Source organism: Alkalilimnicola ehrlichii MLHE-1 (assembly GCF_000014785.1).
Taxonomy (GTDB): Bacteria; Pseudomonadota; Gammaproteobacteria; order Nitrococcales; family Halorhodospiraceae; genus Alkalilimnicola; species Alkalilimnicola ehrlichii.
On the sequence record NC_008340.1, the window covers coordinates 819,787 to 843,428 of the forward strand.

General features: G+C 68.2%; 24 protein-coding genes. 15 read left to right on the forward strand and 9 right to left on the reverse strand.

The genetic code is table 11. The features are described from left to right. The first annotated feature begins 49 nt into the window (after positions 1-49). Positions 50-481, forward strand: a complete 432-nt coding sequence (locus MLG_RS03785; protein ID WP_011628484.1) for a hypothetical protein — start codon at positions 50-52, stop codon at positions 479-481. Between the two features lie 309 nt (positions 482-790). On the opposite strand, the gene MLG_RS03790 is transcribed toward MLG_RS03785, so the two are convergent. Continuing rightward, the gene (locus MLG_RS03790) at positions 791-1,804 is read right to left on the reverse strand and encodes a DUF4382 domain-containing protein (RefSeq protein ID WP_011628485.1); all 1,014 of its coding nucleotides are present in this window, start codon (positions 1,802-1,804) and stop codon (positions 791-793) included. Between the two features lie 246 nt (positions 1,805-2,050). Between MLG_RS03790 and hemH the strand changes: the two genes are divergently transcribed. The 13 genes from hemH to MLG_RS03855 all read left to right on the forward strand — a co-directional run bounded on the left by hemH (position 2,051) and on the right by MLG_RS03855 (position 14,215). After that, positions 2,051-3,172: a ferrochelatase gene (gene hemH / locus MLG_RS03795; RefSeq protein WP_011628486.1), complete on the forward strand. Its 1,122-nt coding sequence runs from the start codon at positions 2,051-2,053 to the stop codon at positions 3,170-3,172. Between the two features lie 7 nt (positions 3,173-3,179). Further along, a complete protein-coding gene (locus MLG_RS03800) occupies positions 3,180-3,659 on the forward strand; it encodes a Na+/H+ antiporter subunit E (RefSeq protein WP_041717896.1) in 480 nt (159 codons plus the stop codon). 3 nt (positions 3,660-3,662) lie between these two features. After that, positions 3,663-3,929, forward strand: coding sequence for a monovalent cation/H+ antiporter complex subunit F (locus MLG_RS15360; protein ID WP_011628488.1), 267 nt, complete (start codon positions 3,663-3,665; stop codon positions 3,927-3,929). 2 nt (positions 3,930-3,931) lie between these two features. Continuing rightward, complete coding sequence (gene mnhG, locus MLG_RS15365; RefSeq protein WP_011628489.1) at positions 3,932-4,231, forward strand: monovalent cation/H(+) antiporter subunit G; 300 nt, start codon at positions 3,932-3,934, stop codon at positions 4,229-4,231. Further along, a complete protein-coding gene (locus MLG_RS03815; RefSeq protein ID WP_011628490.1) occupies positions 4,228-5,181 on the forward strand; it encodes a hydrogenase subunit MbhD domain-containing protein in 954 nt (317 codons plus the stop codon). The genes mnhG and MLG_RS03815 overlap by 4 nt, the downstream gene beginning before the upstream one ends. Next, a complete protein-coding gene (locus MLG_RS03820; RefSeq protein WP_011628491.1) occupies positions 5,181-5,492 on the forward strand; it encodes a sodium:proton antiporter in 312 nt (103 codons plus the stop codon). The genes MLG_RS03815 and MLG_RS03820 overlap by 1 nt, the downstream gene beginning before the upstream one ends. After that, entirely contained in the window at positions 5,489-6,916 is a 1,428-nt protein-coding gene (locus tag MLG_RS03825) for a complex I subunit 5 family protein (RefSeq protein ID WP_011628492.1), read from the forward strand. The genes MLG_RS03820 and MLG_RS03825 overlap by 4 nt, the downstream gene beginning before the upstream one ends. A 17-nt stretch (positions 6,917-6,933) precedes the next feature. Further along, positions 6,934-8,427, forward strand: a complete 1,494-nt coding sequence (locus tag MLG_RS03830; RefSeq protein WP_041718253.1) for a proton-conducting transporter transmembrane domain-containing protein — start codon at positions 6,934-6,936, stop codon at positions 8,425-8,427. Positions 8,428-8,566: 139 nt separating this feature from the next. Continuing rightward, entirely contained in the window at positions 8,567-9,226 is a 660-nt protein-coding gene (locus MLG_RS03835) for an NUDIX hydrolase (protein WP_011628494.1), read from the forward strand. A 30-nt stretch (positions 9,227-9,256) separates the two neighbouring features. Next, on the forward strand, positions 9,257-10,327 hold the full coding sequence (gene nadA / locus MLG_RS03840) for a quinolinate synthase NadA (RefSeq protein WP_011628495.1): 1,071 nt from the start codon (positions 9,257-9,259) through the stop codon (positions 10,325-10,327). 15 nt (positions 10,328-10,342) lie between these two features. Further along, positions 10,343-11,494 carry an MFS transporter gene (locus MLG_RS03845; RefSeq protein WP_011628496.1) on the forward strand — a complete coding sequence of 384 codons (1,152 nt, stop codon included), beginning with the start codon at positions 10,343-10,345 and terminating at the stop codon, positions 11,492-11,494. Positions 11,495-11,591: 97 nt separating this feature from the next. After that, the gene (locus tag MLG_RS03850; RefSeq protein ID WP_011628497.1) at positions 11,592-13,283 is read left to right on the forward strand and encodes a PHA/PHB synthase family protein; all 1,692 of its coding nucleotides are present in this window, start codon (positions 11,592-11,594) and stop codon (positions 13,281-13,283) included. A 41-nt stretch (positions 13,284-13,324) separates the two neighbouring features. Continuing rightward, complete coding sequence (locus tag MLG_RS03855; protein WP_011628498.1) at positions 13,325-14,215, forward strand: NAD-dependent protein deacetylase; 891 nt, start codon at positions 13,325-13,327, stop codon at positions 14,213-14,215. A gap of 129 nt (positions 14,216-14,344) precedes the next feature. On the opposite strand, the gene arsS is transcribed toward MLG_RS03855, so the two are convergent. From arsS to MLG_RS03890, 7 genes are all read right to left on the reverse strand, one after another. Next, on the reverse strand, positions 14,345-15,304 hold the full coding sequence (arsS, locus tag MLG_RS03860) for an arsenosugar biosynthesis radical SAM (seleno)protein ArsS (RefSeq protein ID WP_011628499.1): 960 nt from the start codon (positions 15,302-15,304) through the stop codon (positions 14,345-14,347). 30 nt (positions 15,305-15,334) lie between these two features. Then, positions 15,335-16,756 carry a dihydrolipoyl dehydrogenase family protein gene (locus MLG_RS03865; RefSeq protein WP_011628500.1) on the reverse strand — a complete coding sequence of 474 codons (1,422 nt, stop codon included), beginning with the start codon at positions 16,754-16,756 and terminating at the stop codon, positions 15,335-15,337. Then, complete coding sequence (locus MLG_RS03870) at positions 16,753-17,442, reverse strand: TVP38/TMEM64 family protein (protein WP_011628501.1); 690 nt, start codon at positions 17,440-17,442, stop codon at positions 16,753-16,755. The genes MLG_RS03865 and MLG_RS03870 overlap by 4 nt, the downstream gene beginning before the upstream one ends. Positions 17,443-17,535: 93 nt before the next feature. Beyond that, complete coding sequence (locus MLG_RS03875) at positions 17,536-18,747, reverse strand: TsoY family (seleno)protein (protein WP_011628502.1); 1,212 nt, start codon at positions 18,745-18,747, stop codon at positions 17,536-17,538. Positions 18,748-18,874: 127 nt separating this feature from the next. After that, entirely contained in the window at positions 18,875-19,495 is a 621-nt protein-coding gene (locus tag MLG_RS03880; protein WP_011628503.1) for a TIGR04282 family arsenosugar biosynthesis glycosyltransferase, read from the reverse strand. Continuing rightward, entirely contained in the window at positions 19,492-20,196 is a 705-nt protein-coding gene (locus MLG_RS03885) for a TIGR04283 family arsenosugar biosynthesis glycosyltransferase (RefSeq protein ID WP_011628504.1), read from the reverse strand. The genes MLG_RS03880 and MLG_RS03885 overlap by 4 nt, the downstream gene beginning before the upstream one ends. A 76-nt stretch (positions 20,197-20,272) precedes the next feature. Beyond that, the gene (locus MLG_RS03890; RefSeq protein WP_011628505.1) at positions 20,273-20,938 is read right to left on the reverse strand and encodes an ArsR/SmtB family transcription factor; all 666 of its coding nucleotides are present in this window, start codon (positions 20,936-20,938) and stop codon (positions 20,273-20,275) included. Positions 20,939-21,195: 257 nt separating this feature from the next. On the opposite strand from MLG_RS03890, the gene MLG_RS03895 reads away from it, so the two are divergent. After that, positions 21,196-22,605, forward strand: a complete 1,410-nt coding sequence (locus tag MLG_RS03895; RefSeq protein ID WP_011628506.1) for an FAD-dependent oxidoreductase — start codon at positions 21,196-21,198, stop codon at positions 22,603-22,605. Here the strand turns inward: MLG_RS03895 and MLG_RS03900 are convergent. Next, positions 22,575-23,561 (reverse strand): hypothetical protein, encoded by a 987-nt coding sequence (locus MLG_RS03900; protein WP_011628507.1) that lies wholly within the window; start codon positions 23,559-23,561, stop codon positions 22,575-22,577. The genes MLG_RS03895 and MLG_RS03900 overlap by 31 nt on opposite strands. Positions 23,562-23,642 lie beyond the last annotated feature (81 nt).

Below are 23,642 nucleotides of genomic sequence, written 5' to 3' on the forward strand. Positions count from 1 at the left end.
GGCACACCAATGCGGACTATGGACAGGGGGCAGTGTGCGTGAATATTGGATGAGCCCGGTCACCCGGTGGGTGGGTATCGCCGTACTGGTCATCATCCCGGCGATGCTGATCGCCGGGATCAGTCAGGGCCGGTTGACCCCGGCCGAGCCCGGGGCGTTCTACATGAACCTGTTCCTAGGGGTGCTGGTGGTCTACTTGGTGGGCATGCTGATCTGGAACGGCAGCCACTGCCCGCTGGCCCGCCAGGACGGCGAGCGCTTCGAGGTGCTGCGCGCCTTCACCCCCGGGGGCGGCTGGCGCTGCTATGACCTGGACAAGCTGTTCATCGTCCGCCGCTCCCTCTCCGGCACCATGTTCGGCTTCACCGACGGCAGCCTGGCCCACCTGCGCACCAGCCTGCTGCGGCGCGCCGATGCCAAGGAACTGGTGCAGACCATGCGCGAACGCGCCGACCGGCAGAAGCCGGAGGGCTTGGGGTGATGGGGACCCACCGCACCCGGCACGCCGTATAGGCCCCACCCCGCCCCCGCGACCCCCGGAGGCCTTCCCGTCATCGCGAGGGGGGCGCCCCTACCCCCCGTCATCGCGAGGGCCGAAGGCCCGTGGCGATCCAGAGCGGTAGACTGCCACGTCGGCTTCGCCTCCTCGCAGTGACGGTGGGGGGCGCCCCACCCCCGTCATCGCGAGGGCCGCAGGCCCGCGGCGATCCAGGCGGGGTGTGGATTGCCACGTCGCTGCGCTCCTCGCAATGACGGTATGGGGGGCTCTTCGCAGCGACGGGATGGGTGCTCAGGCGTCCCCGTTCACGCCGTTTTCCTCGTCCTCGCCGTTCTCTTCCTCCTCTCCGTCGTCGATATCCAGGAAGACCTCGGTGGTCTCACCTGGTTCGGCGTCCAGCGTGATGACCTTGGAGGTTCCGATCACCAAGTCATCTCCAGCGGCGTCCGGGTCATCCTCGTCAGCGTTGCACACTAGCGCCAGGGTATAGGTTTCAGGTTCCAGGAACCCAAAGCGGAAGGTCCAGTTGCCGTCTTCGTTGACGTCATCGGCGTCCTCCCCCTCGTGGGTTGCGGTGGTCAGTGGCCCCTGGTCCTCTGCAATATCGTCGAAGGTGTCGGTCTCGCCTTCGTAGACGTAGACGGCGGGCACGGGTGACTCCGTTTCGCAGGCGGCTGGCGGGGCGAAGACATCCAAGTGACCGACGTTGTCCAGGGAGATCACGCGTAGAACGGGACGGAAGAGGTATTGCTCGTTACCGGTTTTCACCAGGGATTTGCGCAGATCCACATCCACCACAAGCCGCAACGCCTGTCCGTCTTCGATCGTTTCGCCACCGGGCATATTCAACTGAAAGCCCCGGGTGCCGCCAGACGGAATGCGGAGCGGTTCCTCGCTCCCGTCCTTAAGTACGAGCCAGGACGCCCCGGAGTGCGGGAGGGGGTCATTCGCCTCATCCGCATCCAGTTTCAGGCGGATCCAGTTGTAGGTCCCCGCCGGAATGGTCTCTTCAGTGACCAGATCCGCACTCTCACTGCCTTGGAGCGAGAGCAGGTCAACGGCGTCAGGCGCCTCATCGACGAGTATCTCGAAGGGTTCACCGTCCTGGGGATTGAACTCAAGGGAATGGAACCGCACCCAGACCTCCTGGACTTCGTCCACCGGTGCGTCGGTGACCGCCAGGGAGAAGGTCGCCTCCTCGTCGTCCGTGCTACTACTGCTCCCGCTGTTGCAGGCCGCTACCAGGGCGCCGCTGGCCAGGATGGCGGCCAGGGCGGACCAATGACGGGTCTTGTGTTGGCTCATGGGCTCTTCTCCGTTGTGCTGGGCTACATCCTTAAAGGTAACCCTTATGGGTGAGCGGGTCAGCCCAGCGTATCAAGGGGTTTTACATCGGGTGGCTGGTCGGCCCCGGCCGGGCTGTTATCCTTGGTGTTCGCTCTGGCCCGGCCCTGACGGTGCCTATCGGGGGCATCGCGAATCGAAAGCGGGAAACAGATAGTGTGTTGCTATCATGGGGCGCCACGCCACCTCTTTAGGGAGCCTGTCTGCATGTCGCAGTTGACCGTGAAGTCGTTGTTCGAAGGCCGGAAGGGGTTCCGGCACGACGATCAGCCCCGGCTCGGGGTGCTGGTAACCAACCTGGGTACCCCTGACGCCCCTACCACGCCGGCCCTGCGCCGCTACCTGCACGAGTTCCTGTGGGACCCCCGGGTGGTGGAGGCGCCCCGTTGGATCTGGTGGCTGATCCTCAACGGCATTGTGTTGCGTACCCGCCCGAAGAAATCCGCCGCGGCCTACCGTGAGGTCTGGACCGAAGAGGGCTCGCCGCTGCTGATCATCGGCCGGAAACAGACCCGGGGCATCCTCGAGCGGTTGCAGTCGCGCCTGCAGGGGCCCGTGGTGGCGGAGCTGGCCATGCGCTACGGCAACCCTTCCATCGCCTCCGGACTGCGCAGGCTGCGCGATCAGGGAGCAGAGCGCATCGTGGTGCTGCCGCTCTATCCCCAGTATTCCGGCTCCACGACCGGGTCCACCTTCGATGCCGTTGCGGACGAGCTCAAGCGCTGGCGGTGGGTGCCGGAGTTCCGCTTCATCGGCCAGTACCACGACGATGAGCGTTACATCGAGGCCCTGGCCGCCAGCATCCGCGAGCACTGGGCCGAGCACGGCCGCGGCGAGAAGCTGCTGTTTTCCTTCCACGGGACCCCGCGCCGCTACCTGCTCGACGGCGACCCCTATCACTGCCAGTGTCAGAAGACGGCCCGCCTGGTGGCCGAGCGCCTGGAGCTGTCCGACGAGGCCTGGCAAGTCACCTTCCAGTCGCTCTTTGGCAAGGAGGTCTGGCTGCAGCCCTACACCGATGCCACCGTGGAGCAGCTGGCCCGCTCGGGGCTGAAGACCCTGGACGTGATCTGCCCGGGTTTCTCGGCGGACTGCCTGGAGACCCTAGAGGAGATCGAGGGCGAGAATGCCGAGATCTTCCAGGAGCACGGCGGCGATAAGCTGCGCTACATCAAGGCGTTGAACGACCGGGACGACCACTTGGAGATGCTGGCCGGCCTGGTGCATGAGCATAGCCAGGGCTGGCCGGAGGCTGGGGGGCCGGCGCGCACCCTGCGCGACCCGCAGGCCACCCAAGAGCGGGCCAGGGCACTGGGGTCCGATGTCTGAGCCCGATATGTCTGAGCCCCGGCGCCTGACCTCGCGGCGCCTCTTCTGGGCGCTCACCGGGGCCGTGCTACTCTGGACCCTGTTCACCGCCGGGCAGGGTTGGGACCCGCTGGGGCTGTTGGTGGTCACCGCAGCAACCCTGGCGGGGGCGTGGTGGACCCCGCTGTGGTTACGCCCGGTGCGCTGGCACGCGCTGCCCGGTTTCGGGCTCTATTTTGTCGACCGCTCGGTGCGGGGCGGCGTCGATGTGGCCTGGCGGGCGTTGCAGCCCACGATGCCGCTGCAGCCGCAATGGCGGGTGCGCCCCCTGCGCCTGCCCGCCGGCGGGCCCCGGAGTCTGCTGGTCAGTGTGATCAGCCTCATGCCCGGCACCCTGTGCGCCGAGCTGGTGGACGACGAATTGGTGGTCCATGCCCTGGCCCAGGGACTGGACGGCGAGCTGGACGAACTGGAGCGACGCATCGCCCGGTTGTACGCACTGGAGTAGTTCATGGACACGGCTCTGCTGCTGGTGGCGGTCTTTCTCTTACTCAACCTGCTGGCCGGGTTGGTTCGCGTCTGGCGCGGCCCTACGCCCGCCGACCGGATGCTCGCCGCCCAGTTGTTCGGGACCACCACGGTGGCGGTGTTGCTGATCCTTGCCCAGGCCATGGAGCTGGCCGCCCTGCGTGACGTGGCGCTGCTCTTCGTGCTCCTCGCCACCCTGGTGAGTGTGGCCTTCGTGCGCCTCCCGAGCCGGGCGGAGGAGCGGGAGTGACCATGGCCCTGGTGCTCGCCTGGGGGTTGATCCTGATGGGGGCCGGCTTTTTCCTGGCCGGAACCATCGGCCTGCTGCGCTTCCCCAATGTCTTCTCCCGCCTGCACGCGCTCACCAAGGCCGACAACGTGGGCCTGGGACTGCTGGCGTTGGGGCTGGCGATCCTGGCGGGCAGCCCGTGGGTGGCGTTGAAACTGGCCCTGATCTGGCTGCTGGCCCTGTTGGCCGGTACGGTCTCCTGCCACCTTATCGCCCGCTACGCATTGCGTGAGCAGGGGGGCCGGGAGCAGGCCCGGCCATGATGGTCTGGTGGCTGGACGGCCTGCTGGCACTGGGCCTGCTCTGGCTGGCCTGGCAGGCGGTGACCGCGCCGCGGCTGTTCCGCTCGGTGGTGATGTTCATTGTCTTCGGGTTGTTCATGAGCCTGTGCTGGGCGCGGCTGGCGGCGCCCGACCTGGCGCTCGCCGAGGCCGCCATCGGTGCGGGCCTGACCGGGGCCCTGTTGCTCTCCGCCTATCGGGCGCTGCTGGTACGCCACGGTGCCGGCCGGGAGGAGGCGCCCGGTATCGCGCCGGCACTGGCACGGGCGATCGCCGTCGGCTCCGGGGTGCTGTTCGCGGTCCTTGCCGGCATCCTGTTGACCCTGCCCGGGGCGGAGGCGCCGGCCGGCCGGGAGGCGCTGGCGCGCATGGAGGAGTTGGCCCTGGACAATCCGGTGACCGGTGTCCTGCTGGTTTTCCGCGCCTACGACACGCTGATGGAGATGGGGGTGCTGCTGCTGGCACTGCTGGGCGCGCGGGTGGTGGCCGAGCCGTTGCGCGCTGCCGGCCCGGGGCCCTGGCGCCGTCCCGGCCTCAGCGAACCGGTCCTGGTCGCCCCGCTGGTGGCGCTGCTGGTGCCCCTGATCGTCCTGGTGGCGGGTTATCTGCTGTGGGCCGGCACCACCGCGCCGGGTGGCGCCTTCCAAGCCGGTGCGGTGCTCGCCGCCCTGGGGGTGTTGCTGCGGCTCACCGGCCGTCTCCGGCCCACGCTCACCAATAGCCTGTACGAACGGGCGGTCCTGGTGCTCGGGCTGGCGGTATTCACCGCCGCCGGCGCCCTTGGTCTCGGGACCGAGGGCTATATGCTCAGCTATCCGGCGGGGTGGTCCTACCCGCTGATTCTGGTGGTTGAGACCACGCTGATGCTCTCTATCGCCCTGACCCTGGCGCTGTTGTTCAGCGGCTCCAACGGCTTCCGGGGAGCGCGGTGATGGAACAGGTGCCCCTCTACGTCCTGACGGCTGCCGGGTTGTTTGCCATCGGTGTCTACGGCCTGCTGGTCCAGACGCACCTGCTGCGGCGAATCCTGGCGGTGAACGTGATCGGCAACGCCGTTTTTCTGCTGCTGGTGGCCTGGGCGGTGCGCGATGGCCGACCGCCGGACCCGGTTCCCCACGCCATGGTCCTGACCGGCATCGTGATCGCGGTGAGCGCCACTGCCTTCGCCCTGGCCCTGTTGCGCCGGTACTACCGGGATACCGGCCGCGTCAGCCTGGAGGACCGAGAGGACGGGCCCGGATGAGCGGCGCGGTCTGGGCCATCTTCTGGCCGCTATTGGTGGCGTTGGCCGAGTACCTGCTGCAGGGGCGGGCGCGCTGGCCGCTGCGACTGGCGGGGGTGGCCGGCACCGTGTGGGCGCTGGCCCTGCTCACCCGGATGGTGGTGGTCGACGGGGTGGGGGTTCACGCCCTGGGCGGCTGGCCTGCCCCGCTCGGTATCGAGCTTTACGCCGATGGCCTGGCGGTGCTCATGCTCTGGCTGTCTGCTGTGGTGATGGCGGTGAGCGTGCCCTATGCCGGCGCCTGGTTCGGCGACCAGGCCCGGGCCCGGCATTACTGGCCGCTCTGGTGGGTGCTCTGGTCCGCGTTGAACGGGCTGTTTCTGTCGGCGGATCTGTTCAACCTCTACGTCATGCTGGAGTTGCTCACCCTGGCCGCCGTGCCCCTGGTGGCGTTGGCGGCTAAGCCGGAGGCCCTGGCCGCGGCCCTGCGTTACCTGTTGTTCGCGTTGCTCGGCTCGTTGGCCTGGCTGCTGGGGGTGGCGGTGATCTATGCCGGGGCCGGCACCCTGCATCTGCACGGGGTGCCCGAGCTGGCCGGTGCGCCCTACGGGGCCTTGGCGGCCGGGCTGATCACCGCAGGCCTGTTTGCCAAGGCGGCACTCTTCCCCCTCCACGCCTGGCTGCCCCCGGCCCATGGGCACGCCCCAGCCCCGGTCTCGGCCATCCTCTCGGCGCTGGTGGTGAAGGCGGCGGTGTACCTGGTGTTGCGGATCTGGCTTTGGGGCTTTCCGGACTTGATCACGCCCCTGGCCGGGCAGTTGTTGGGCCTGCTGGGGGCGGCGGCGATGATCCTCGGGTCCGTGTGGGCCTTCCGTCAGGCGCAATTGAAGCAGGTGATCGCCTACTCCACGGTGGCGCAACTGGGCTACCTGTTGCTGATTTTCCCGCTCCTGGCCAGCGCCGCCGCCTGGCAGGGCGTGGTGTACCACGGGCTTGCCCATGGCCTGGCCAAGGCCGCGCTGTTCCTGGCCGCGGGCAATATCATGATCGTGATAGGGCACGACCGCCTGCGCGACATGCGGAACTTCCCCAGCACCCTGTCCCCCAGCCTGTTTGCCTTCGCCCTGGCCTCGGTGAGCCTGATGGGGCTGCCCCCGGCCGGCGGGTTCGTCGCCAAGTGGCTGCTGGTTGAGGGGGCACTGGCGGAGGGCCAATGGGGCTGGGCCCTGCTGGTGGTGGCCGGCGGGCTACTGGCGGCCGCCTACCTGTTCCGGGTCATGCGGCTCTTTGTGCGCCACGCCGGCACCCCGGGGGTGAGTCACCACCCGCCGCTGGGGTGGGCATTGAACGGGCCACCCATGGCGCTGGCGCTGGCGGCCCAGGCCCTGGGGCTGGGGGCGGAACCGCTGCTGGCGTTGCTGGCGATCGCCGAGGGGGGGCCGTGAGCGCGCTGTACACCGCCATGCCGCTGTGGGTGCTGATGACCTCGCTGGTCACGGCGGTGGTCATCTTCCTGTTGGGCGAGCGGCGCCAGCGGGCGCGCACGGCCATGAACCTGGGCGGGGCCCTGGCCAAGCTGGCACTGGTGGCGGTGATGCTGTTCGGGGTCTGGGCCGGGCACGACTTTCACTTCCGCTGGGCGGTGATCCCGGGCGGACCGGATATCGTGCTGCACGCCGATGCCCTGGCCATGCTGTTCATCTCCCTCTCGGCGCTCCTCTGGCTGCTGACAACGGTCTATGCCATCGGCTATCTGGAGGGCCAGCCCCATCGCTGCCGCTTCTTCGGCTTTTTCAGCCTCTGTGTGGCGGCCACCATGGGCATTGCCACTGCCGGCAACCTGTTCACCTTTTTCATCTTCTACGAACTGCTCACGCTCTCCACCTGGCCGCTGGTGGTGCACAAGGGGACCCATGCCGCCCTGCGCGGGGGGGCGGTCTACCTGCGCTACACCCTGGGCGCCGGCCTGCTGCTGTTGCCCGGCATCATCGGGTTCTACCTGCTCACCGGGCTGCAGAGCTTCCAGCCCGGCGGCGTCGTCGGCGAGGTGGTGCCGGAGCAGGCCCTGGCGCTGACGGTCTTCTTCTGGATGATGGCCTTGGGCATCGGGGTGAAGGCGGCGCTGGTGCCGCTCCACGGCTGGTTGCCCACGGCCATGGTGGCGCCGGCGCCAGTCTCGGCCCTGCTGCACGCGGTGGCGGTGGTGAAGGCGGGGGCCTTTGGCATCGTGCGCCTGGTGCAGGACCTCTACGGTATCTCGGTGGTGGCGGAATTGGGGGTCGGTGTGCCGCTGGCGCTGCTGGCCTCGTTCACCATCCTCTACGGCTCCTGGCGGGCGCTGGCCCAGGACGACATCAAGCGCCGGCTTGCCTTCTCCACGGTCAGCCAGGTGGCCTACATCACCCTGGGGGTGGCGGTGGCTGGCCCGGTAGCGGCGGTGGGAGGGCTGGTGCATCTGGTCCACCAGGGGCTGATGAAGATCACATTGTTTTTCTGTGCCGGCAATGTGGCCGAGACCCTGGGCGTACACAGCATCCGCGACCTGGACGGCACCGGTCGGCGCATGCCGCTCACCATGGCGGCCTTCACCCTGGGGGCCTTCGGCATGATCGGTGCACCGCCGCTGGCCGGTTTCATCAGCAAGTGGCACCTGGGCATCGGCATGGTGGAGGCGGGCATGCCGGCGTTCATCGCGGTGCTGGTGGCCAGCACGCTGCTCAATGCGGCCTACTTCCTGCCGGTCCTGCACCGCATCTGGTTTCGCCCGCCCCCGGACCAGTGGCCGAACGAGCGCGATCTGGGGCCAGGGGAGACCCACGGCTGGCTCCTGTGGCCGACCCTGACCACGGCGGCCATGGCCCTGGGGGCGGGCCTGTTGGCCGGTATGCCCTTCAGCCCACTGGACTGGGTGAGCCTGATTATCGAGCGCGATTACGGCCTGGTGCCACAGCCCTAGCAGGGCCGGTGCTGTTCCGGGGAGCGCCGCGGTCGTGGCGGTGACGCACCGGGTGGGCCTCCCGGCGGCGGGGAACGAACCGATTGACATAGTGTCATACAGACACTAAGTTTCATTCCTTGCCACGGCAGTCAAGAACATGCAGATTGCTCCGAAAACCAACGCCGCCGTCAGCACCGACGTGGTGATCTTCACCATCCGGGCCGGGCGGCTGAGCGTACTACTGGTGCGGCGGCAGAATGCGCCCTACGCCGGGCTCTGGTCATTGCCCGGTGGTCTGGTGGGCGAGGGCGAGGCCCTGGAGGACAGCGCGCTGCGCATCCTGCTGGAGAAGACCGGGGTCCAGGGGGTGTATCTGGAGCAGCTCTACACCTTTGGCCAGCCGGGGCGCGACCCGCGGGGGCGGGTCCTGACGGTGGCCTACTATGCGTTGGTCCCTTACGACCGGCTGCACGTGCGCGGCGGGGTGGAGCGGCTGGACTGGTTCCCGGAGGATGAATTGCCCCCGCTGGCCTTCGACCACCGGCAGATCGTAGGGATGGCGCGGCGCCGGCTGTCCGGCAAGCTCCACTACTCCACCATCGCCCTGCAGTTCATGCCAGAGGCGTTTACCCTGTCGGAGTTGCAGGGTGTGTATGAGACCCTTCTGGGCGAGCGCCTGGACAAGCGGAACTTCCGCAAACGCCTGCAGGCCCTGGACTGCCTGGAGGACACCGGAAAACGGTATAACGGCGGCAATCATCGCCCCGCGCGCCTGTACCGGGCGAAAAGCCCGGGTGAGGTGCGGATCATCAGGTAGCAACGGCGGCCCCGGGGCCGGAGGTTGATTATGAGCAAGGCGCAGGCCATCCGCATGGAACGCCCTCGGTATTTTCGTGAGCAGCCGCAGCAGGCGGCGGAACGGGTGAGCGGTAGTGAGCGCGACCGCTTGATGGAGCGTATCAGCGACCTGTTGCGCGAACGTGACGCCGTGCTGGTGGCCCACTACTACACCGATCCGGACCTGCAGATCCTGGCGGACCGGACCGGCGGCTATGTCTCCGATTCCCTGGATATGGCTCGCTTCGGCGCCGAGCACGAGGCCTCCACCCTGGTGGTGGCGGGGGTGCGATTCATGGGCGAGACGGCCAAGATCCTCACCCCCGAGAAGCGCGTGCTCATGCCCGACCTGGAGGCCACCTGCTCGCTGGACGAGGGCTGCCCGCCGGACGCGTTCTCCGCCTGGTGTGATCGGCACCCCGACCGCACCGTGGTGGTCTACGCCAACACCTCGGCGGCGGTGAAGGCGCGTGCCGACTGGGTCGTGACCTCCAGCATCGCCCTGGACATCATCAACCATCTGAAGGCGCGGGGCGAGAAGATCCTCTGGGGTCCGGACAAACACCTGGGCGACTACCTGCAGCGGGAGACCGGGGCCGACATGCTGCTGTGGGATGGCAGCTGTATCGTCCACGAGGAGTTCAAGGGGCTGGAACTGGAGAAACTGCGAGGGGAACACCCCGAGGCCAAGGTGCTGGTCCACCCGGAATCACCCCGCGCGGTGGTCGAGCAGGCCGATGTGGTGGGGTCCACCTCCAAGCTGCTGGAGGCGGTGACCACCATGGATGCCCGCGAGTTTATCGTCGCCACCGACGCCGGCATCTTCCACAAGATGCTGGAGTCGGCCCCGGACAAGGTGCTGCTCAAGGCCCCCACGGCCGGCCGTGGGGCCACCTGCTCAAGCTGCGCCCACTGCCCCTGGATGGCCCTGAACGGCCTGCACAGCCTGCTCCGGGTGCTGGAGCGGGGCGACAACGAGATCCAGGTGGACGAGGCGGTGGCCGAGAAGGCCCGTGTCTCGCTGGGCCGGATGATGGACTTCGCCCGCGCGCACAAGCGGGCCGTGGCCGGTGATGCGTGAGGAGCCGCGGTACCCTTGCGTATCCCCCAGTTACTGATTGCTGTCTATTGTACCCTGCTGGCCTTCTCCGCCATTTACGCCCCGCAGCCGCTGCTGCCGGTGCTGCAGGGGGCGTTTGACGTCAGTGAGACCCGGGCCTCGCTGCTCATTACCGTGACCCTGCTGCCCCTGGCCATCGCCCCGGTGGCCTACGGCTTCGTCCTCCAGCGGTTCTCGGCCAAGCGCCTGCTGATCGGCGCCACCGCCCTGCTGGCGGTCACCGAGTACCTGATCTTCTTCGTCACCCACTTCGAGCTGTTCCTGTTCCTGCGGCTGCTGCAGGGCCTGCTGATCCCGGCCATCCTCACCGCGCTCATGACCTATCTCTCGGCCAGCGCCGGACCGGGTCGCATCGCCCGGGTGATGGCCTTTTACGTGGCGGCGACGGTGCTGGGCGGGTTCCTCGGCCGGGCGCTGTCCGGTCTGATCTCCACCGGCTTTGGCTGGCGCTGGTCGTTCCTATTCCTGGGGCTCGCCCTGACCGTCTGCGTGCTGCTGCTGCGACGGCTGGACGCCGACCCGCCGGTCAGTTTTCAGAAGCTGCGTGCGGGGACGGTGGTGGCGGTATTGCGTCAGCCCAGTTTCCTGCGGCTGTACGGGGTGATCTTCTGCGCCTTCTACGTCTTCGCCTCATTGCTGAACTTCCTGCCCTTCCGCCTGGTGGAGCTGGGCAGTGGCATGAACGAGACCGGGATCGCCCTGATGTACTCCGGCTACCTCATGGGCGTGGTCACCTCGCTGCTCTCCCTGCGGATCGCGGGGCGCATCGGCGGGCCGGTCAACACCATGCTGCTGGGGACAGTGATCTTCGCCGGCTCCCTGCTCTTCTTCCTGGGGCATTCGCTGTGGCTGATCTTCGCCGGCATGTTTGTCTTCTGCGGAGGCATGTTTCTCATCCATTCGCTGGCCCCCGGTTTTCTCAACCAGCGGGCTGGGGAACAGCGGGGCGTGGTGAATGGCCTCTATATCGCCTTCTATTATGCGGGTGGCACAGTGGGCTCCTTCATACCCGGCTTCATTTACCACAGCCTCGGCTGGGCGGCCTACCTGGCATCGCTGGCGGCGGTACTGGCCCTGGCGGGCTATTGGCTGACAGGATTGCGCCGACAGACGGTGCCGGCGAACTGACCGTGCGCAAGGTTGGCGGGCGCCTTGCCGCTGGACCTCGGTGCCCGGTGCGAATACCCTGGAGTGGACCAGGATTAGGCCTAAAGCAGGGGGTGTAATGGCAGGGGACGACAAACCGGGGCACCGGCGGATCCTGGACCCCTGGGGGGTGACGGGGGCCTACGCGGAGCTGGGTCGCCGCTGGCTGCGCCAGCCCGACCATGTGCAGAGCATGGCGCTGCGCTGCGCCGCCAATGGGGCGGCGCTCACCGAGACGTTCTGGCGCCAGGCGCTCGGGTTGCCCCGGCAGGCCGTGGAGACGCCGCACCCGGAGGATATCCGGTTCAGCGATCCGGCCTGGGAGGGTAATGCGCTGCTCAACCGGATGATGCAGGCCTACCTGGTCCATACGCGCTGGCTGATGGACGCGCTCTATGAAACGCCCGACATGGATCCTCGTGCGTTGCAGCGCGCGGCCTTCTGGACCCGTCAGTGGGTGGATGCGGTGGCGCCCGGCAACTGCTTCCTGAGCAATCCGGAGGCGCTGCAACGGGTCATTGAGACCGGCGGTGAGAGTCTTGGCCAGGGTCTGCAGCGGTTTCTGAGCGATCTGCTGACCGGTGAACTGCCGATGACCGATCGGGAGGCCTTCCGGGTCGGGGGCAATATCGCCGAGACCCCGGGGCAGGTGGTCTACCGCAACCGGCTGGTGGAGGTCATCCAGTACCGGCCGGCCACCGACACGGTCTATGCGACTCCGCTGCTCTTCGTGCCGCCGTGGATCAACAGGTTCTATATCCTCGACCTCAACCGGCGCAAGAGCATGGTGCGCTGGCTGGTGGCGCAGGGCTACACGGTCTTTCTCATCAGTTGGAAGAACCCGGGCGCCGAGATGCGCGACCTGCACTTCGAGGACTACCTCACCGAAGGGCTCGACCCGGCGGTGCAGGCGGTGCGGGAGATCACCCGCGCACCGGCCCTGCATGCGGCCGGCTACTGCATCGGCGGGACCCTGTTGAGCTGCTATATGGCTTGGTCCAACCGGGGGCCGGAGGGGGCGGCCGGCAACCCCATCGCCCATTGGACCACCTTCACCACGCTCGTGGACTTCGAAGACCCGGGTGAGATCGGTGCCTTTATCAGCGAGGAGTCGCTGGAGGCGCTGGACCGGCTGATGGACGGTCACGGCTATTTGCCGGGGGAGGCCCTCGCCTTCTCCTTCCGCATGCTCCGGCCCAATACCTTGATCTGGCAGTACTACATCAATAATTACCTGCACGGGCGGGATCCGGCCCCCTTCGATGTGCTGTACTGGAATACGGATAACACCCGGTTGCCCAAGGCCATGCACAGTTGGTACCTGCGCCAGTGCTATCTGCACAACCGCCTGCGCGAGCCGGACGGCGTTGTGCTCGCCGGGCGGCCCATTGACCTGGGCCGTATCGACCAACCGCTATACTGTGTGGCGACGGTGGACGACCATATCGCTCCCTGGCGCCAGGTCTTCCGGCTGCCCGGGCGGGTGCGCGGCGCGACGCGCGGGGTCTTGAGCACCTCCGGGCACATCTTCGGTATCGTCAATCCGCCGGTGGATCCGCCCAAGCGCAGCTACTGGGCGGGGGACGCCACGGGTGTCACCGACCCCGATGCCTGGAAGGCGGACCAGGCAAAGACCCCCGGGTCTTGGTGGGAGGACTGGCACGCCTGGTTGTCCGCCCGCAGCGGTGACCGGGTCGCGCCGCCATCGATGGGTAACGCGGGGTATCCGCCGCTGGCTGATGCGCCGGGCCACTACGTACTGGAGTCCTGAGTCCACAGGGCTCAGGGAACCGTCTGACCGGAGGTCGGTGAATGAGTGCTGCAGTACCGATCCGCATGCCCGATGTGCGCCGCTGGCCGGAGGTGGATGTCCCTGTGGCGGACGCCGGGGCGCTGGCCGCGTTCCTGCTGCGCCATCCCCGGACCCTGGTGCTGACCGGCGCCGGCATCAGCACCGGTTCTGGCATCCCGGCCTACCGGGACCGCGAGGGTCGCTGGGTGCATCGCCAGCCGATGCAGTACCAGGCCTTCATGGGCAGCGACCGGCTCCGGCGCCGTTACTGGGCTCGCAGTTATCTGGGCTGGCCGCGCATGCAGCAGGCCCGGCCCAACCCCGCCCACAGCGCTCTCGCCTCGCTGCAGCAGGCCGGCCACCTCGGCGGCCTGGTGACCCAGAACGTGGACCGGCTGCACCACAAGGCGGGCAGCCCATCGGTAACTGAGCTGCACGGCACCCTTTCCGAGGTGGTCTGCCAGGATTGTGGACGACGGGAGCCGCGTGAGTCGCTGCAGGCGGAGCTGAGCGCGCTCAATCCCGGCTGGGTCGCGGCGGTCCATGGGCTCAACCCGGATGGCGATGCGGAGCTGGATGAGGACGTTTACGACGACTTCCGGATCGCCCATTGCCACGGTTGCGGCGGGGTGCTGAAACCGGATGTGGTCTTCTTCGGTGAGAGCGTGCCCTCCGCCCGAGTGACCGCGGTGCGTGCGGCGCTGGCCATCAGCGACGCCGTGTTGGTGGTGGGTTCGTCACTGGTGGTCTGGTCAGGCTACCGCTTCGCACGCGAGGCGGCGGCCCAGGGCAAGCCGGTGGTCGCCATCAACCAGGGCCGCACCCGCGCTGACGGGCTGCTTCGGTTCAAGGTCGAGGCCCCCTGCGATGCGGTGCTACCGGCGGTGGCGCAGCAACTGAGCGGGGCCTGACCGGATCAGGAGCGGCGGGGAAAGGGGGTCATCAGGTCGGTCAGGTGATCCGTGCGATGTGCGTGGCCGCCGGGACCGGCGTGTGGTCAGGCTCTCGGCCAGGGGGCCGTCTAGCAGGAGGCGGGCGGCTCAGAGCGCCCCGCCGCAGCTGGACCCCTGGCCAGCGGTACAACCGTAGCAGTGATCGGCGACGGCAATCGGCTCGCCGCTCAGATCACGCCCGATCAGATCCCGAAGGTGGCTGCGCGGCCTGTGGCCAGCGCCCAGGGGAATGGCCAGCATCTGGTTGAAGTCGCAATCGTAGACGTAGCCGCGCCAGTCCACGCTGAGCAGGCTACGGCACATGACGTTGGCGAGGTTCTCCGGCCGGTAGGCGGACTTGAGCAAGGCCATGTAGGCCTCGTACTGTCCTGATTTGTAGAGCTGTTTGGCGAAGCGGTGGATGGGCATGTTGGTGATGGTGAACAGGCCGTTGAAGACAATGCCGAACTCGTCCGCCAGGTGCTGTTTGTAGTCCGCCTCCAGTTGGTCCTGGGGTGGCGGCAGCGTGGCGCCCAAGGGATTGTAGACCAGGTTCAGGGGTAGTCCGCTGCCGGGTTGGCCGTAGCCCACCGCGTTGAGCTGCCGCAGGCCGCGGATGCTCTGCTCGAAGACCCCCTCGCCGCGCTGGCTGTCGACGTTGTCTGCCGAATAACAGGGCAGCGAGGCCACCACCTCCACCCGGTGGGCGGCGAGGAAGTTGGCCAGACCCTCCTGTCCAGGCTGCTCCAGCACGGTGAGGTTGCAGCGGTCCATCACCTGCACGCCGAGCCCGTGGGCCTGCTCCACCAGGTAGTGGAACTGCGGGTTGAGCTCCGGCGCCCCGCCGGTGAGATCCAGGGTGCGCGCCCCGGAATGGCGCAGATAGGCTAGCACCAGGTCGGCGGTGGCGCGGTCCATCTTCTCCTTGCGGTTGGGGCCGGCATTGACGTGGCAGTGGAAGCAGGTCTGGTTGCACACGTAGCCGACGTTCACCTGCAGGGTCTCCAGCCGCCGGCGACGGATGGCCGGGAAGGTGGTCGGTTGCAGTTGCGGAAAGGTGGCGCTCATGAAACCTCCGTCTGATGGTGGCGGGCGCGGCTAGCGCCCCGGCAGCCAGCGCTGCAGGAAGGCAACCAGTTTTCGCGTTCTGTCACTGTAGAGTTGCTCGGTGTAGCGGGTGTTCACCGCCCGCCGAAAGACCTGAGCCAGGGTGGGGTAGGCGTGTATGGCCGCCGCCAGGGTGCCCACCCGCAGCCGGGCCTGGATGGCCAGCACCGCCTCGTGGATCAGTTCGCCGGCGTGCGGACCTAACACGCTGGCCCCCACCAGGCGGCCCCGGCGCACGATCAGTTTCGCCTGTCCGGCGGTCTCGCCCTCGGCCAGGGCCCGGTCGACCTCACGGAAGGGGAAGCGCAGCACCTCTACCTTGAGATTGCGGGCCCGGGCCTCGTCCTCGGTCAGCCCGACGGTGGCCAGTTCAGGGGCCGTGTAGGTCACCCAGGGCACGACCCGGTAATCCACCTTTTTCGGGATGCGGAACAGGGCGTTGGCAATGACAATTCCGGCCTGGTACTCGGCCATGTGGGTAAAGGGGTAAGGCCCGCAGCAGTCCCCCACGGCGTAGATGTGGCGGACGCTGCTGCGCTGGCGCCGGTCCACCCGGATGCCGCGCGGGCCGTAGGCCACCCCGGCCGCCTCCAGGCCGAGATCCAGGTTGGGCTTGCGCCCGGCCGCCAGCAGCAGGGCGTCGGCCGTCACCGTCCAGTGGCTCTCGCCGTTGCGACAGGCCAGCCGGGTGATCCCTTCCGATTGCTCCACCCGTTCCACGGTGGTGGCGGTGTGCACGGTGATGCCCTCGGCGTCCAGCACCGAGCGCAGTTCCGCGGCCTGCTCCGCGTCGTCCCGGGGCAGGATCTGTGCGGCCATCTCCACCACCGTGACCTGGCTGCCGAGCCGGCTGAAGGCCTGGGCCAGCTCAATACCGATCGGACCGCCGCCCATAACCGCCAGCCGGCGCGGCAGGGTGCGCAGTTGGAAGATGGTCTCGTTGGTGTGGAACCCCGCCTCGGCCAGCCCCGGCACCGGGGGGACGGCCGGCGCGGATCCGGTGGCGATCACGAAGCGGCGGGCCTGGAGCCGCTCACCGTCGACGCTGACGGTGTCGCGGTCGAGGAAGCGGGCGTGGCCGAACCGGACGTCCACCCCGTAACCGCGGAAGCGGTCCGGGTCATCGTGGACCTGGATCTGGTCGATCACCTGCCGGACCCGGTCCATGACCGCGCCCAGGTCCACCGGGCCCAGTTCGGCCTGCAGGCCGAACTCCCCGGCGCGGCGGGTCAGGGCTGCCACCTCGGCCGAGCGGATCAGCGTCTTGCTAGGCACACAGCCGTAGTGCAGGCAGTCGCCGCCCAGATTGGCACCGGCGTCGATGAGCACGGTCTTCACCCCGAGCTGACCGGCGACACTGGCGGTCACCAGCCCCCCCACGCCGCCACCGATAATGATCAGATCCTGTTTCATGCATCCCCCCCGGTGGCCGGTTTCTCATCGGGCAACGGCTGCCGGCGGATGCGGCGGATCAGACGGGGCAGAAACAGCACCACCGCCAGCAGGGCCAGGGCGATCAGCACCGCCTGGATGGCGCGCTCGCCCCCAGCGATGGCCTCGGCGCCCGCGTAGCCGAGCCAGGTGTAGGCCAGTGCCCCGGGGGCCATGCAGACGAACGTCGCGATCAGGTAGTGGGCGAGCGGGATGCGGGTCAGCCCCAGGGCGTAGTTGAGCAGGTTGAAGGGGAACAGTGGCACCAGCCGGGTCAGGGCGACGAAACGCCAGCCCTCGCGCTCCACCCCGGCGATGACGCGGCCGAGCTGGCCACCGGCCTTGCGTGCCACCCAGTCAGCGGCCAGATGGCGGGCCACCAGGAAGGCCAGTCCGGCACCCACGGTGGCCCCGATCAGGCTGTAGAGCGTGCCCCAGAGCGGGCCGAAGAGCACACCCCCGGCGAGGGTGAAGACCGAACCGGGGACGAAGCCCACCGCCGCGATCGCGTAGGCCCCCATAAAGGCCAGGGGCGCCCAGGGCCCCAGGTCATCCAGTGTGGCCCGCAACACGTCCACCTGCAGGTGGTCGCGCAAGGCCCAGGCCAGGGCGATGACCAGGGTCAGCCCGAGGACGATGAGTGCTTTGCGGATGAGCCGGCGCGGCATGGGTTCCCCCGGTGCGTAGGATTTGACTGTCAGTATCCTGGAATCCTACACCGGGGAGTATCCGTAATACCCGAACCCGCGCACCGGGTGGGGTCAGGCCCGCGCGGGGCTCGGGCGGCTGGCGGCGTTGCCAAAATGCTTTCGGTTCAGTTGCATCACTAGCCAGATGGTGGCGGCGTGGAAGGCCAGGGCGACCCCGGTGATCGTCCAGTAGAGACCGCCGTACGCCGCGATGGCACCACTGTCGGCCAGTGCGACATTGACCCAGAAGTGCAGCATGACGGTGATGGCGACACCGGGGCAGACCAGCGTGTAGCTGCCGGGTGAGCGCTCCGACCCGGTGACAAACCGTCGGAAATAGCCATACCGGCGCAGGACCACCCAACCCAGCAGCCCGAATGCGACCTGGGCCATCAGTAGCGTCGTCAGCAGGCCAAACCCTTGTACCCCACCGACCCCGTCACCGAGCACCTCGATACCGTGACCCTGGCGCAGCAGGGCGATGCTCAGGACCGTCAGGATGGGCACCACGATCCAGAGGCTGGGTGCGGTCTCTGGGTTGGCCCCCTGGTCGAGCATGCCCCTTATTCCCAGGATGAGTTGCACGGTGCCGCTGATGATGGCGGTGACGATGAAAAAGCTCGAGAGCACCAGGCTGACCAGGACGGTCAGGCTGTTCTCGCTCATGGCCGCGGGGGCGGCCAGCCCGACCCCGATCATGGACAAGGCGAACGCCGGCAGCAGTTGGGCGAAGCTATTGTTCTTGGTGCAATCAAAATTGCCCTCGGTGAGCACTCGCCCCCAGAAATCGCGCAGCAGCATCAGCGCCCAGACGCCGACCGCCAGGAAGGCCAGCAGGGCCATCGGGAACAGCCACTCGACAATCTGCCAAAGGCCGGGGACGAAGGCCATGCCCAGCACGAAGCCGACGTTGATGCTCATGGCGAGCGTCAGCGGTCCGGCGAGCAATTGGGTCTCCGCGTTGCTCTCGCGCAGCGCCCGGTAGGCGGCGGTGCGTCGAAAGGCCTGGAAGCTCTTTAGGTTCCAGGCCAGCAACCGAAAGTGCAGGACCGAGAAATAGGCGATGCCGAGCCACGCCCCGATTAGGGCCAGCTGCTGGTAGAGCGGACCCTGGCCCAGGACGCCGATCAGTTCGTCGAATACCGGCATGGGGGTTTCGCTGTAGGGCATCCAGTGCATCAGCCACATGAAGAAGGCAACACCCAATCCCCCGGCGCCCAGGGCCGCCAGGAAATAGAGCGGTGAGTACTGCTCCGGTGGGGTGTGGGGCAGGCGTTGCAGCATGAGGGCTCCTCCGTATTCTTGCGTTGGAGCGGCATCCAATCGCTCAGTGAATCAATATATTCATGAAAGATAATATGTGACTGGGGCGCGGTCAAATGCCCGCCCTGTGGCGGGTTGCCGCAGGGGGTCACGGCCGGTATTCGGGCCAATCGGGCGGCAGGTGGCGTAGATCGCCGGGCTCGTCGATATCGTGCAGGGTGGGGCAGTGGTGCAGGGACCACCCCAGGGCACTGAGGCGGGCGGCGGTCACCTGGCAGACCGTGGGGGTGCTCCAGGGCACATCCCGAAAGAGGTCCGGGTGGCAGTGGTTGAAGCCAAGGGCGGCGTAGCCGCCGTCCGCCACCGGTGTGATCGCCGCATCGGCATCGCCCAGCGCGCGCGCCATGGCGTGCAATCGGTCGGCGGTCAGAGCGGGGCAATCGGTGCCCATCAACAGTGCCGGTCGGCCGCCGGCGATCACCCGTCCGGCGGCACGGGCTAGCCGGGCACCCAGATCGCCGTCGCCTTGGCCGCTGAGGATCAGCCCCGGGGGCAGTTCCACTGCCCCCCAGGCCCTGTCGTCATCCGGGCTGCGACAGAGCTCCACCGGTCCCAGGTCCGCCCGGAGGGCCTGAGCCAGCGCGTGGGCCAACAGCCGGGCGGCGAGTTCGGCGGCGCCCGCCGGGCCGAGGGCTGGGATCAGGCGCGTCTTCACCCGGCCGGGGCGCGGGGCCTTGGCAAAGACCACCGTGTGCACGGTCGGGGTCATCGATAACGCTGTGCCAGCCGGTCGGCCGGCACCCCCCGCCAGTAATCGAAACGCAGGCGCCACATAAGCAGAATGGTCGCAGCGACGCCGTGGCGCTCCCAGCGCCGGCCCGAGGTGAGCACCTGCTCGGGCAGGCAGGCGGGGGGGCCAAGCCGCTTCAGGCGTCGGCTCATCTCGATGTCCTCCATCAGCGGTTGGTCGGGGAAACCGCCGACCGCGTCGAAGGCCTCACGGCGCATGAACAGCGCCTGATCGCCGGTGGCGATGCCGGTGAGCCGTGAGCGCCGGTTCATCAGTGCGGCAACCACGGGGAGCAGCGGGTGTCGACCGCTGATGGTGACATCAAAGCGGCCCCAGACCGGGGCCGGAGCGCCCAATGCCTGTTGCACCAGGCGGTCGGCACCGGCGGGCAGCCGGGTATCGGCATGCAGAAACAGCAGCAGCGGGTGGCGGGTGGCCCGGGCGCCCGCGTTGAGCTGGCGGGCACGGCCCGCCGTGGCCGTGATCATCCGCAGCCCGTGGGCCTGCGCTGCCGCCGGCGTGTCATCGTGACTGCCGCCGTCCACCAGCAAGATCTCATGCCCCGGGGCCAGCGCAGTACTACGCAGGTTGCGGGCCAGGGCGGGGATCTGGCCGGCCTCGTTCAATACCGGCACGATCACCGAGAGCGGCGGCGTTGTGTGCGGGCTTTGCGTGTTCACGCTGTCAGTATGGCATCACCGCGCCGGTGATCATCCATATCGGGTGGTGGCCGGTCCGGCCTTGCCGGTGGTGCGATCAGTGCTCCTCCACCGGCAGGCCCGCCGCCCGCCATTCCGGGTAGCCGTCGGCCAGGCGCCGGGCCTGCAGCCCGTGTTCGCGCAGCACCCGCACCGCCTTGTGGGCGAGGGCGCAGTAGGGGCCGCGACAGTAGGCGACGACCTCGCGATCCGGCGGGAGGTCGCGCAACCGGCGCTCCAGCTCCGCGGCGGGGATGTTGATGGCCCCCGGCAGGTGCCCGGTCCGGTACTCCTGCTCGGGCCTGACGTCGAGCAGGGTTACCAGGCCGTCACGAAGGCGCGCGGTGAGGTCGTCGGCGTGGATCGCCTCCAACGTCTGTGACCCCTCGAAGTAGCTCTCGAGCAACTGCTGCATCTCCACGATATTGTGTTCCGCCACCCCACGTAATGCCGCCAGCAGGCCGACCACGTTGTCGTCGGTGATGCGGTAGTGGACGTACTTTCCCTCCCGCCGTGGCCGGACCAGGCCGGCCCGGCGCAGATGTTGGAGGTGTTGCGACACCGTGGCCACCGGCAGCCGGGTGAGCTCGGTCAGTGCCTCCACGGTGCGTTCGCCCTGGGCCACGTACTCCAGCAGCTCCAGGCGGTAGGGGTGCCCCAGGGCCTTGCCCAGGGTGGCCAGCTGTTCGAGGAGGTCGCGCTTTTCTGGGCGGATACGGGACATGGGGGCTCTCACGGGTGGTGTTCGGCGTGTGGGATCGCATACGCTGGCATTATTATAATACATTCCAGAATATGAAATACAGATGCCGGCGGCGCCGCTTGCCCGTCATTAACGGGGTCGGCTCATCAGCACCGCATCGACATCATGCGCGCGATGCGTGAGACTCAGGGGCGCGTCAACCGCTATTTGGGCAAGCATTTTGGGCCGCTGGGTGAGGAGCTGGAGCGCCTCGGGGCCACCTGACCGAGGGAGGAGCCATGGGCAGACCCTACCGACGCTACCTGTGCCGCGTCTGCGGTTATATCTACGACGAGGCCAAGGGCGATCCTGACGGGAGTCTGCCTCCCGGCACCCGCTTCGAGGACATCCCGGATGACTGGGAATGCCCCGACTGCGGGATGCGCAAGGTCGAGTTGGATCTCCTTGAGGAGGGCGACGACGGCGGGGGCAGCCCCAAGATCCGCACGGGGTCGGCGCGCCCACAGGATCCGGGGCCGGGTCAGGACCCGCACCCGGTGGTTATTGTCGGGGCCGGTATGGCTGGTTGGGCGGTGGCGGAGGGGGTGCGGGCCCAGGACGAGGGCCGCGCCATCACCCTCGTGACCCAATGTAACGGGGACGTCTATTACAAGCCCCAGCTGTCGGCGGCGGCCGCGCGTGGGCGGGGCCCGGATGAGCTCATTCAGGCGACCGGCGAGGACAAGGCCCGGGCCCTGGGGGTGAATCTGCTGGCCCGTACCCGGGCGTTGCGCATCGACACCGACCGGCGCCGCCTGATCACGCCGCGTGGCGGTATCCCCTTCGGTGACCTGGTCCTGGCCTGCGGCGCCCGCCAGCCCCGCCCGAGGCTGGCGGGGGACGCGGCCGGCGACGTGCTGCAGGTGAACGACCTGGCCGATTACCGGCGGCTCCGTGAACGGGTGGATGTCCACGACTCGGCACGGGTCTTTATCCTCGGTGCCGGGCTGATTGGCTGCGAGTTCGCAGAGGACCTCTCCGGCGCCGGCCATGCGGTGACTCTGGTGGACATCGCCGAGCGGCCGCTGGCGCGGCTGCTGCCCGTGCCCCTGAGCGCGGACCTGGCATTGGCGCTGGATGACAAGGGCGTGGCGCTGCACATGGGCCGGACCGTGGACGCGGTGGACCGGGCCGCGGATGGGGGCTATCGGGTGATGCTGGACGATGGTGGGGTCGTGGCCGCGGACGTGGTGGTCAGTGCCCTGGGCCTGATCCCAAACACCTATCTGGCGACCCGGGCCGGGCTGTCGGTGGGGCAGGGGATCCAAGTGGACGGTCAATTACGGACCAGCGACCCGGGGATACGGGCGCTGGGTGACTGCAGCGAGCACACCGGCCACCTGCTGCCCTATGTGCAGCCGCTGAAGGCCCAGGCGCAGGTGATCGCCGCCTGCCTGGCAGGCGAGCGCGACCACTACACCCCGGAGCCCGGCACGGTGCGCATCAAGACGCCCTCCTGCCGGTTGGCGGTCTGGACGCCGTGGCAGGAGGGCGTCTGGCGCGAGGAGGCGCACGATGAGCAGGGCCGCACCCTGGTGCACTACAGCGGCGAGGCCGTCACCGGCTTTGCCTTGTCCGGCCGCCATGTGCGCCAGGCCCCGAAGCTCGAGCGACAGGTTCAGGCCGGCCGCGACCGGGGTGTGGCCTGATCCCGGCCGACGATGGCCTGCAGCGGAGCCAGCAGGACCTCGGCCCCGAACAGCACCCGGCCGTCGCGGAGCAGGCCCAGGCAGCGATGGCGGTGCTGCTCCGGCGCACGCCCGTGCAGCCCCCCGCCCGGGGTAAGCACCTCCGGCTCATCCACCAGGATGTGCAGCCGGTCGTTGCTGCGCAGCACCCGCGCCAGGGCCTGGTCGACACTGATGTGGTGGGCGGTGTAGACCATGGGGTCGGCGTAGAAGTTGAAGCCGATGCTGTCGGCCCGTTCCAGCAGCGCACAGGAGATCAGCGAGGCGGGCACCATGTCCGGGAAGTTGATCCGGTGTTCGATCTCGTCAAAGTACCAGGCCTGATCCCCCAGTGAGGCGGAGATCAGGTTCTTGGCGTTACCGTTCATCAGGTACTTGCGCTTGAGAAACCAGCCGCTGTCGGCCAGCGGGCGGCGGTCGGGGGCGTGGTTCAATTGCCCGGGGCTGGCGCCCACCAGGTCGAGCCCGCTCCGGGCCACCGAGCATTGTGGCGTGGCGCTGTCGCGGATGGTGCCCATCAGGGCCAGGCCCCCACTTTTGCGGAGGAGCACCCGGTTGGTCCGGATGGGCCGGCCCGCCTCATCCTGGCTCTCCCGGGTGGGTTTCACCTCCGGGGTGAAGGCCTCGCCCGGACGGAGCACGTCGGCGAACGTGAACTGATAATTGCGAAAGCCGGACGTGGGGGTGGGGTACCCCTCCTCCGCGCGCAGTCGCGTGACCCGGTACTCCATCAGGCACTCCATCTGGAAGCCCAGGGCGATGGGGCCCGCGAAGGGGTTGCCGCGGATCAGGCGCCATTTGCGGCTGTCGTGGAACGGGTTGAAGTCATCGCTGGCGTTGCGCGCCACGTCGATGTGGATCTGCTCGAAGCGATAGGGCTCCGGCGGGGCGGTGATCTCCAGGGCGGCACTGGCCATAGGCGGTTCCCTTCATCGGCGCGGGCAGCTCCCGTGGGCCACCCCATGGACTTTAGACCAGTCTAAAGGAATAGTCCGGTC

Coding starts and splice junctions, on each gene's coding strand:
- MLG_RS03785 (WP_011628484.1), top strand. CDS start 50: ATGAGCCCGGTCACCCGGTGGGTGGGTATCGCCGTACTGGTCATCATC.
- MLG_RS03790 (WP_011628485.1), bottom strand. CDS start 1,804: ATGAGCCAACACAAGACCCGTCATTGGTCCGCCCTGGCCGCCATCCTG.
- hemH (WP_011628486.1), top strand. CDS start 2,051: ATGTCGCAGTTGACCGTGAAGTCGTTGTTCGAAGGCCGGAAGGGGTTC.
- MLG_RS03800 (WP_041717896.1), top strand. CDS start 3,180: ATGTCTGAGCCCCGGCGCCTGACCTCGCGGCGCCTCTTCTGGGCGCTC.
- MLG_RS15360 (WP_011628488.1), top strand. CDS start 3,663: ATGGACACGGCTCTGCTGCTGGTGGCGGTCTTTCTCTTACTCAACCTG.
- mnhG (WP_011628489.1), top strand. CDS start 3,932: ATGGCCCTGGTGCTCGCCTGGGGGTTGATCCTGATGGGGGCCGGCTTT.
- MLG_RS03815 (WP_011628490.1), top strand. CDS start 4,228: ATGATGGTCTGGTGGCTGGACGGCCTGCTGGCACTGGGCCTGCTCTGG.
- MLG_RS03820 (WP_011628491.1), top strand. CDS start 5,181: ATGGAACAGGTGCCCCTCTACGTCCTGACGGCTGCCGGGTTGTTTGCC.
- MLG_RS03825 (WP_011628492.1), top strand. CDS start 5,489: ATGAGCGGCGCGGTCTGGGCCATCTTCTGGCCGCTATTGGTGGCGTTG.
- MLG_RS03830 (WP_041718253.1), top strand. CDS start 6,934: ATGCCGCTGTGGGTGCTGATGACCTCGCTGGTCACGGCGGTGGTCATC.
- MLG_RS03835 (WP_011628494.1), top strand. CDS start 8,567: ATGCAGATTGCTCCGAAAACCAACGCCGCCGTCAGCACCGACGTGGTG.
- nadA (WP_011628495.1), top strand. CDS start 9,257: ATGAGCAAGGCGCAGGCCATCCGCATGGAACGCCCTCGGTATTTTCGT.
- MLG_RS03850 (WP_011628497.1), top strand. CDS start 11,592: ATGGCAGGGGACGACAAACCGGGGCACCGGCGGATCCTGGACCCCTGG.
- MLG_RS03855 (WP_011628498.1), top strand. CDS start 13,325: ATGAGTGCTGCAGTACCGATCCGCATGCCCGATGTGCGCCGCTGGCCG.
- arsS (WP_011628499.1), bottom strand. CDS start 15,304: ATGAGCGCCACCTTTCCGCAACTGCAACCGACCACCTTCCCGGCCATC.
- MLG_RS03865 (WP_011628500.1), bottom strand. CDS start 16,756: ATGAAACAGGATCTGATCATTATCGGTGGCGGCGTGGGGGGGCTGGTG.
- MLG_RS03870 (WP_011628501.1), bottom strand. CDS start 17,442: ATGCCGCGCCGGCTCATCCGCAAAGCACTCATCGTCCTCGGGCTGACC.
- MLG_RS03875 (WP_011628502.1), bottom strand. CDS start 18,747: ATGCTGCAACGCCTGCCCCACACCCCACCGGAGCAGTACTCACCGCTC.
- MLG_RS03880 (WP_011628503.1), bottom strand. CDS start 19,495: ATGACCCCGACCGTGCACACGGTGGTCTTTGCCAAGGCCCCGCGCCCC.
- MLG_RS03890 (WP_011628505.1), bottom strand. CDS start 20,938: ATGTCCCGTATCCGCCCAGAAAAGCGCGACCTCCTCGAACAGCTGGCC.
- MLG_RS03895 (WP_011628506.1), top strand. CDS start 21,196: ATGGGCAGACCCTACCGACGCTACCTGTGCCGCGTCTGCGGTTATATC.
- MLG_RS03900 (WP_011628507.1), bottom strand. CDS start 23,561: ATGGCCAGTGCCGCCCTGGAGATCACCGCCCCGCCGGAGCCCTATCGC.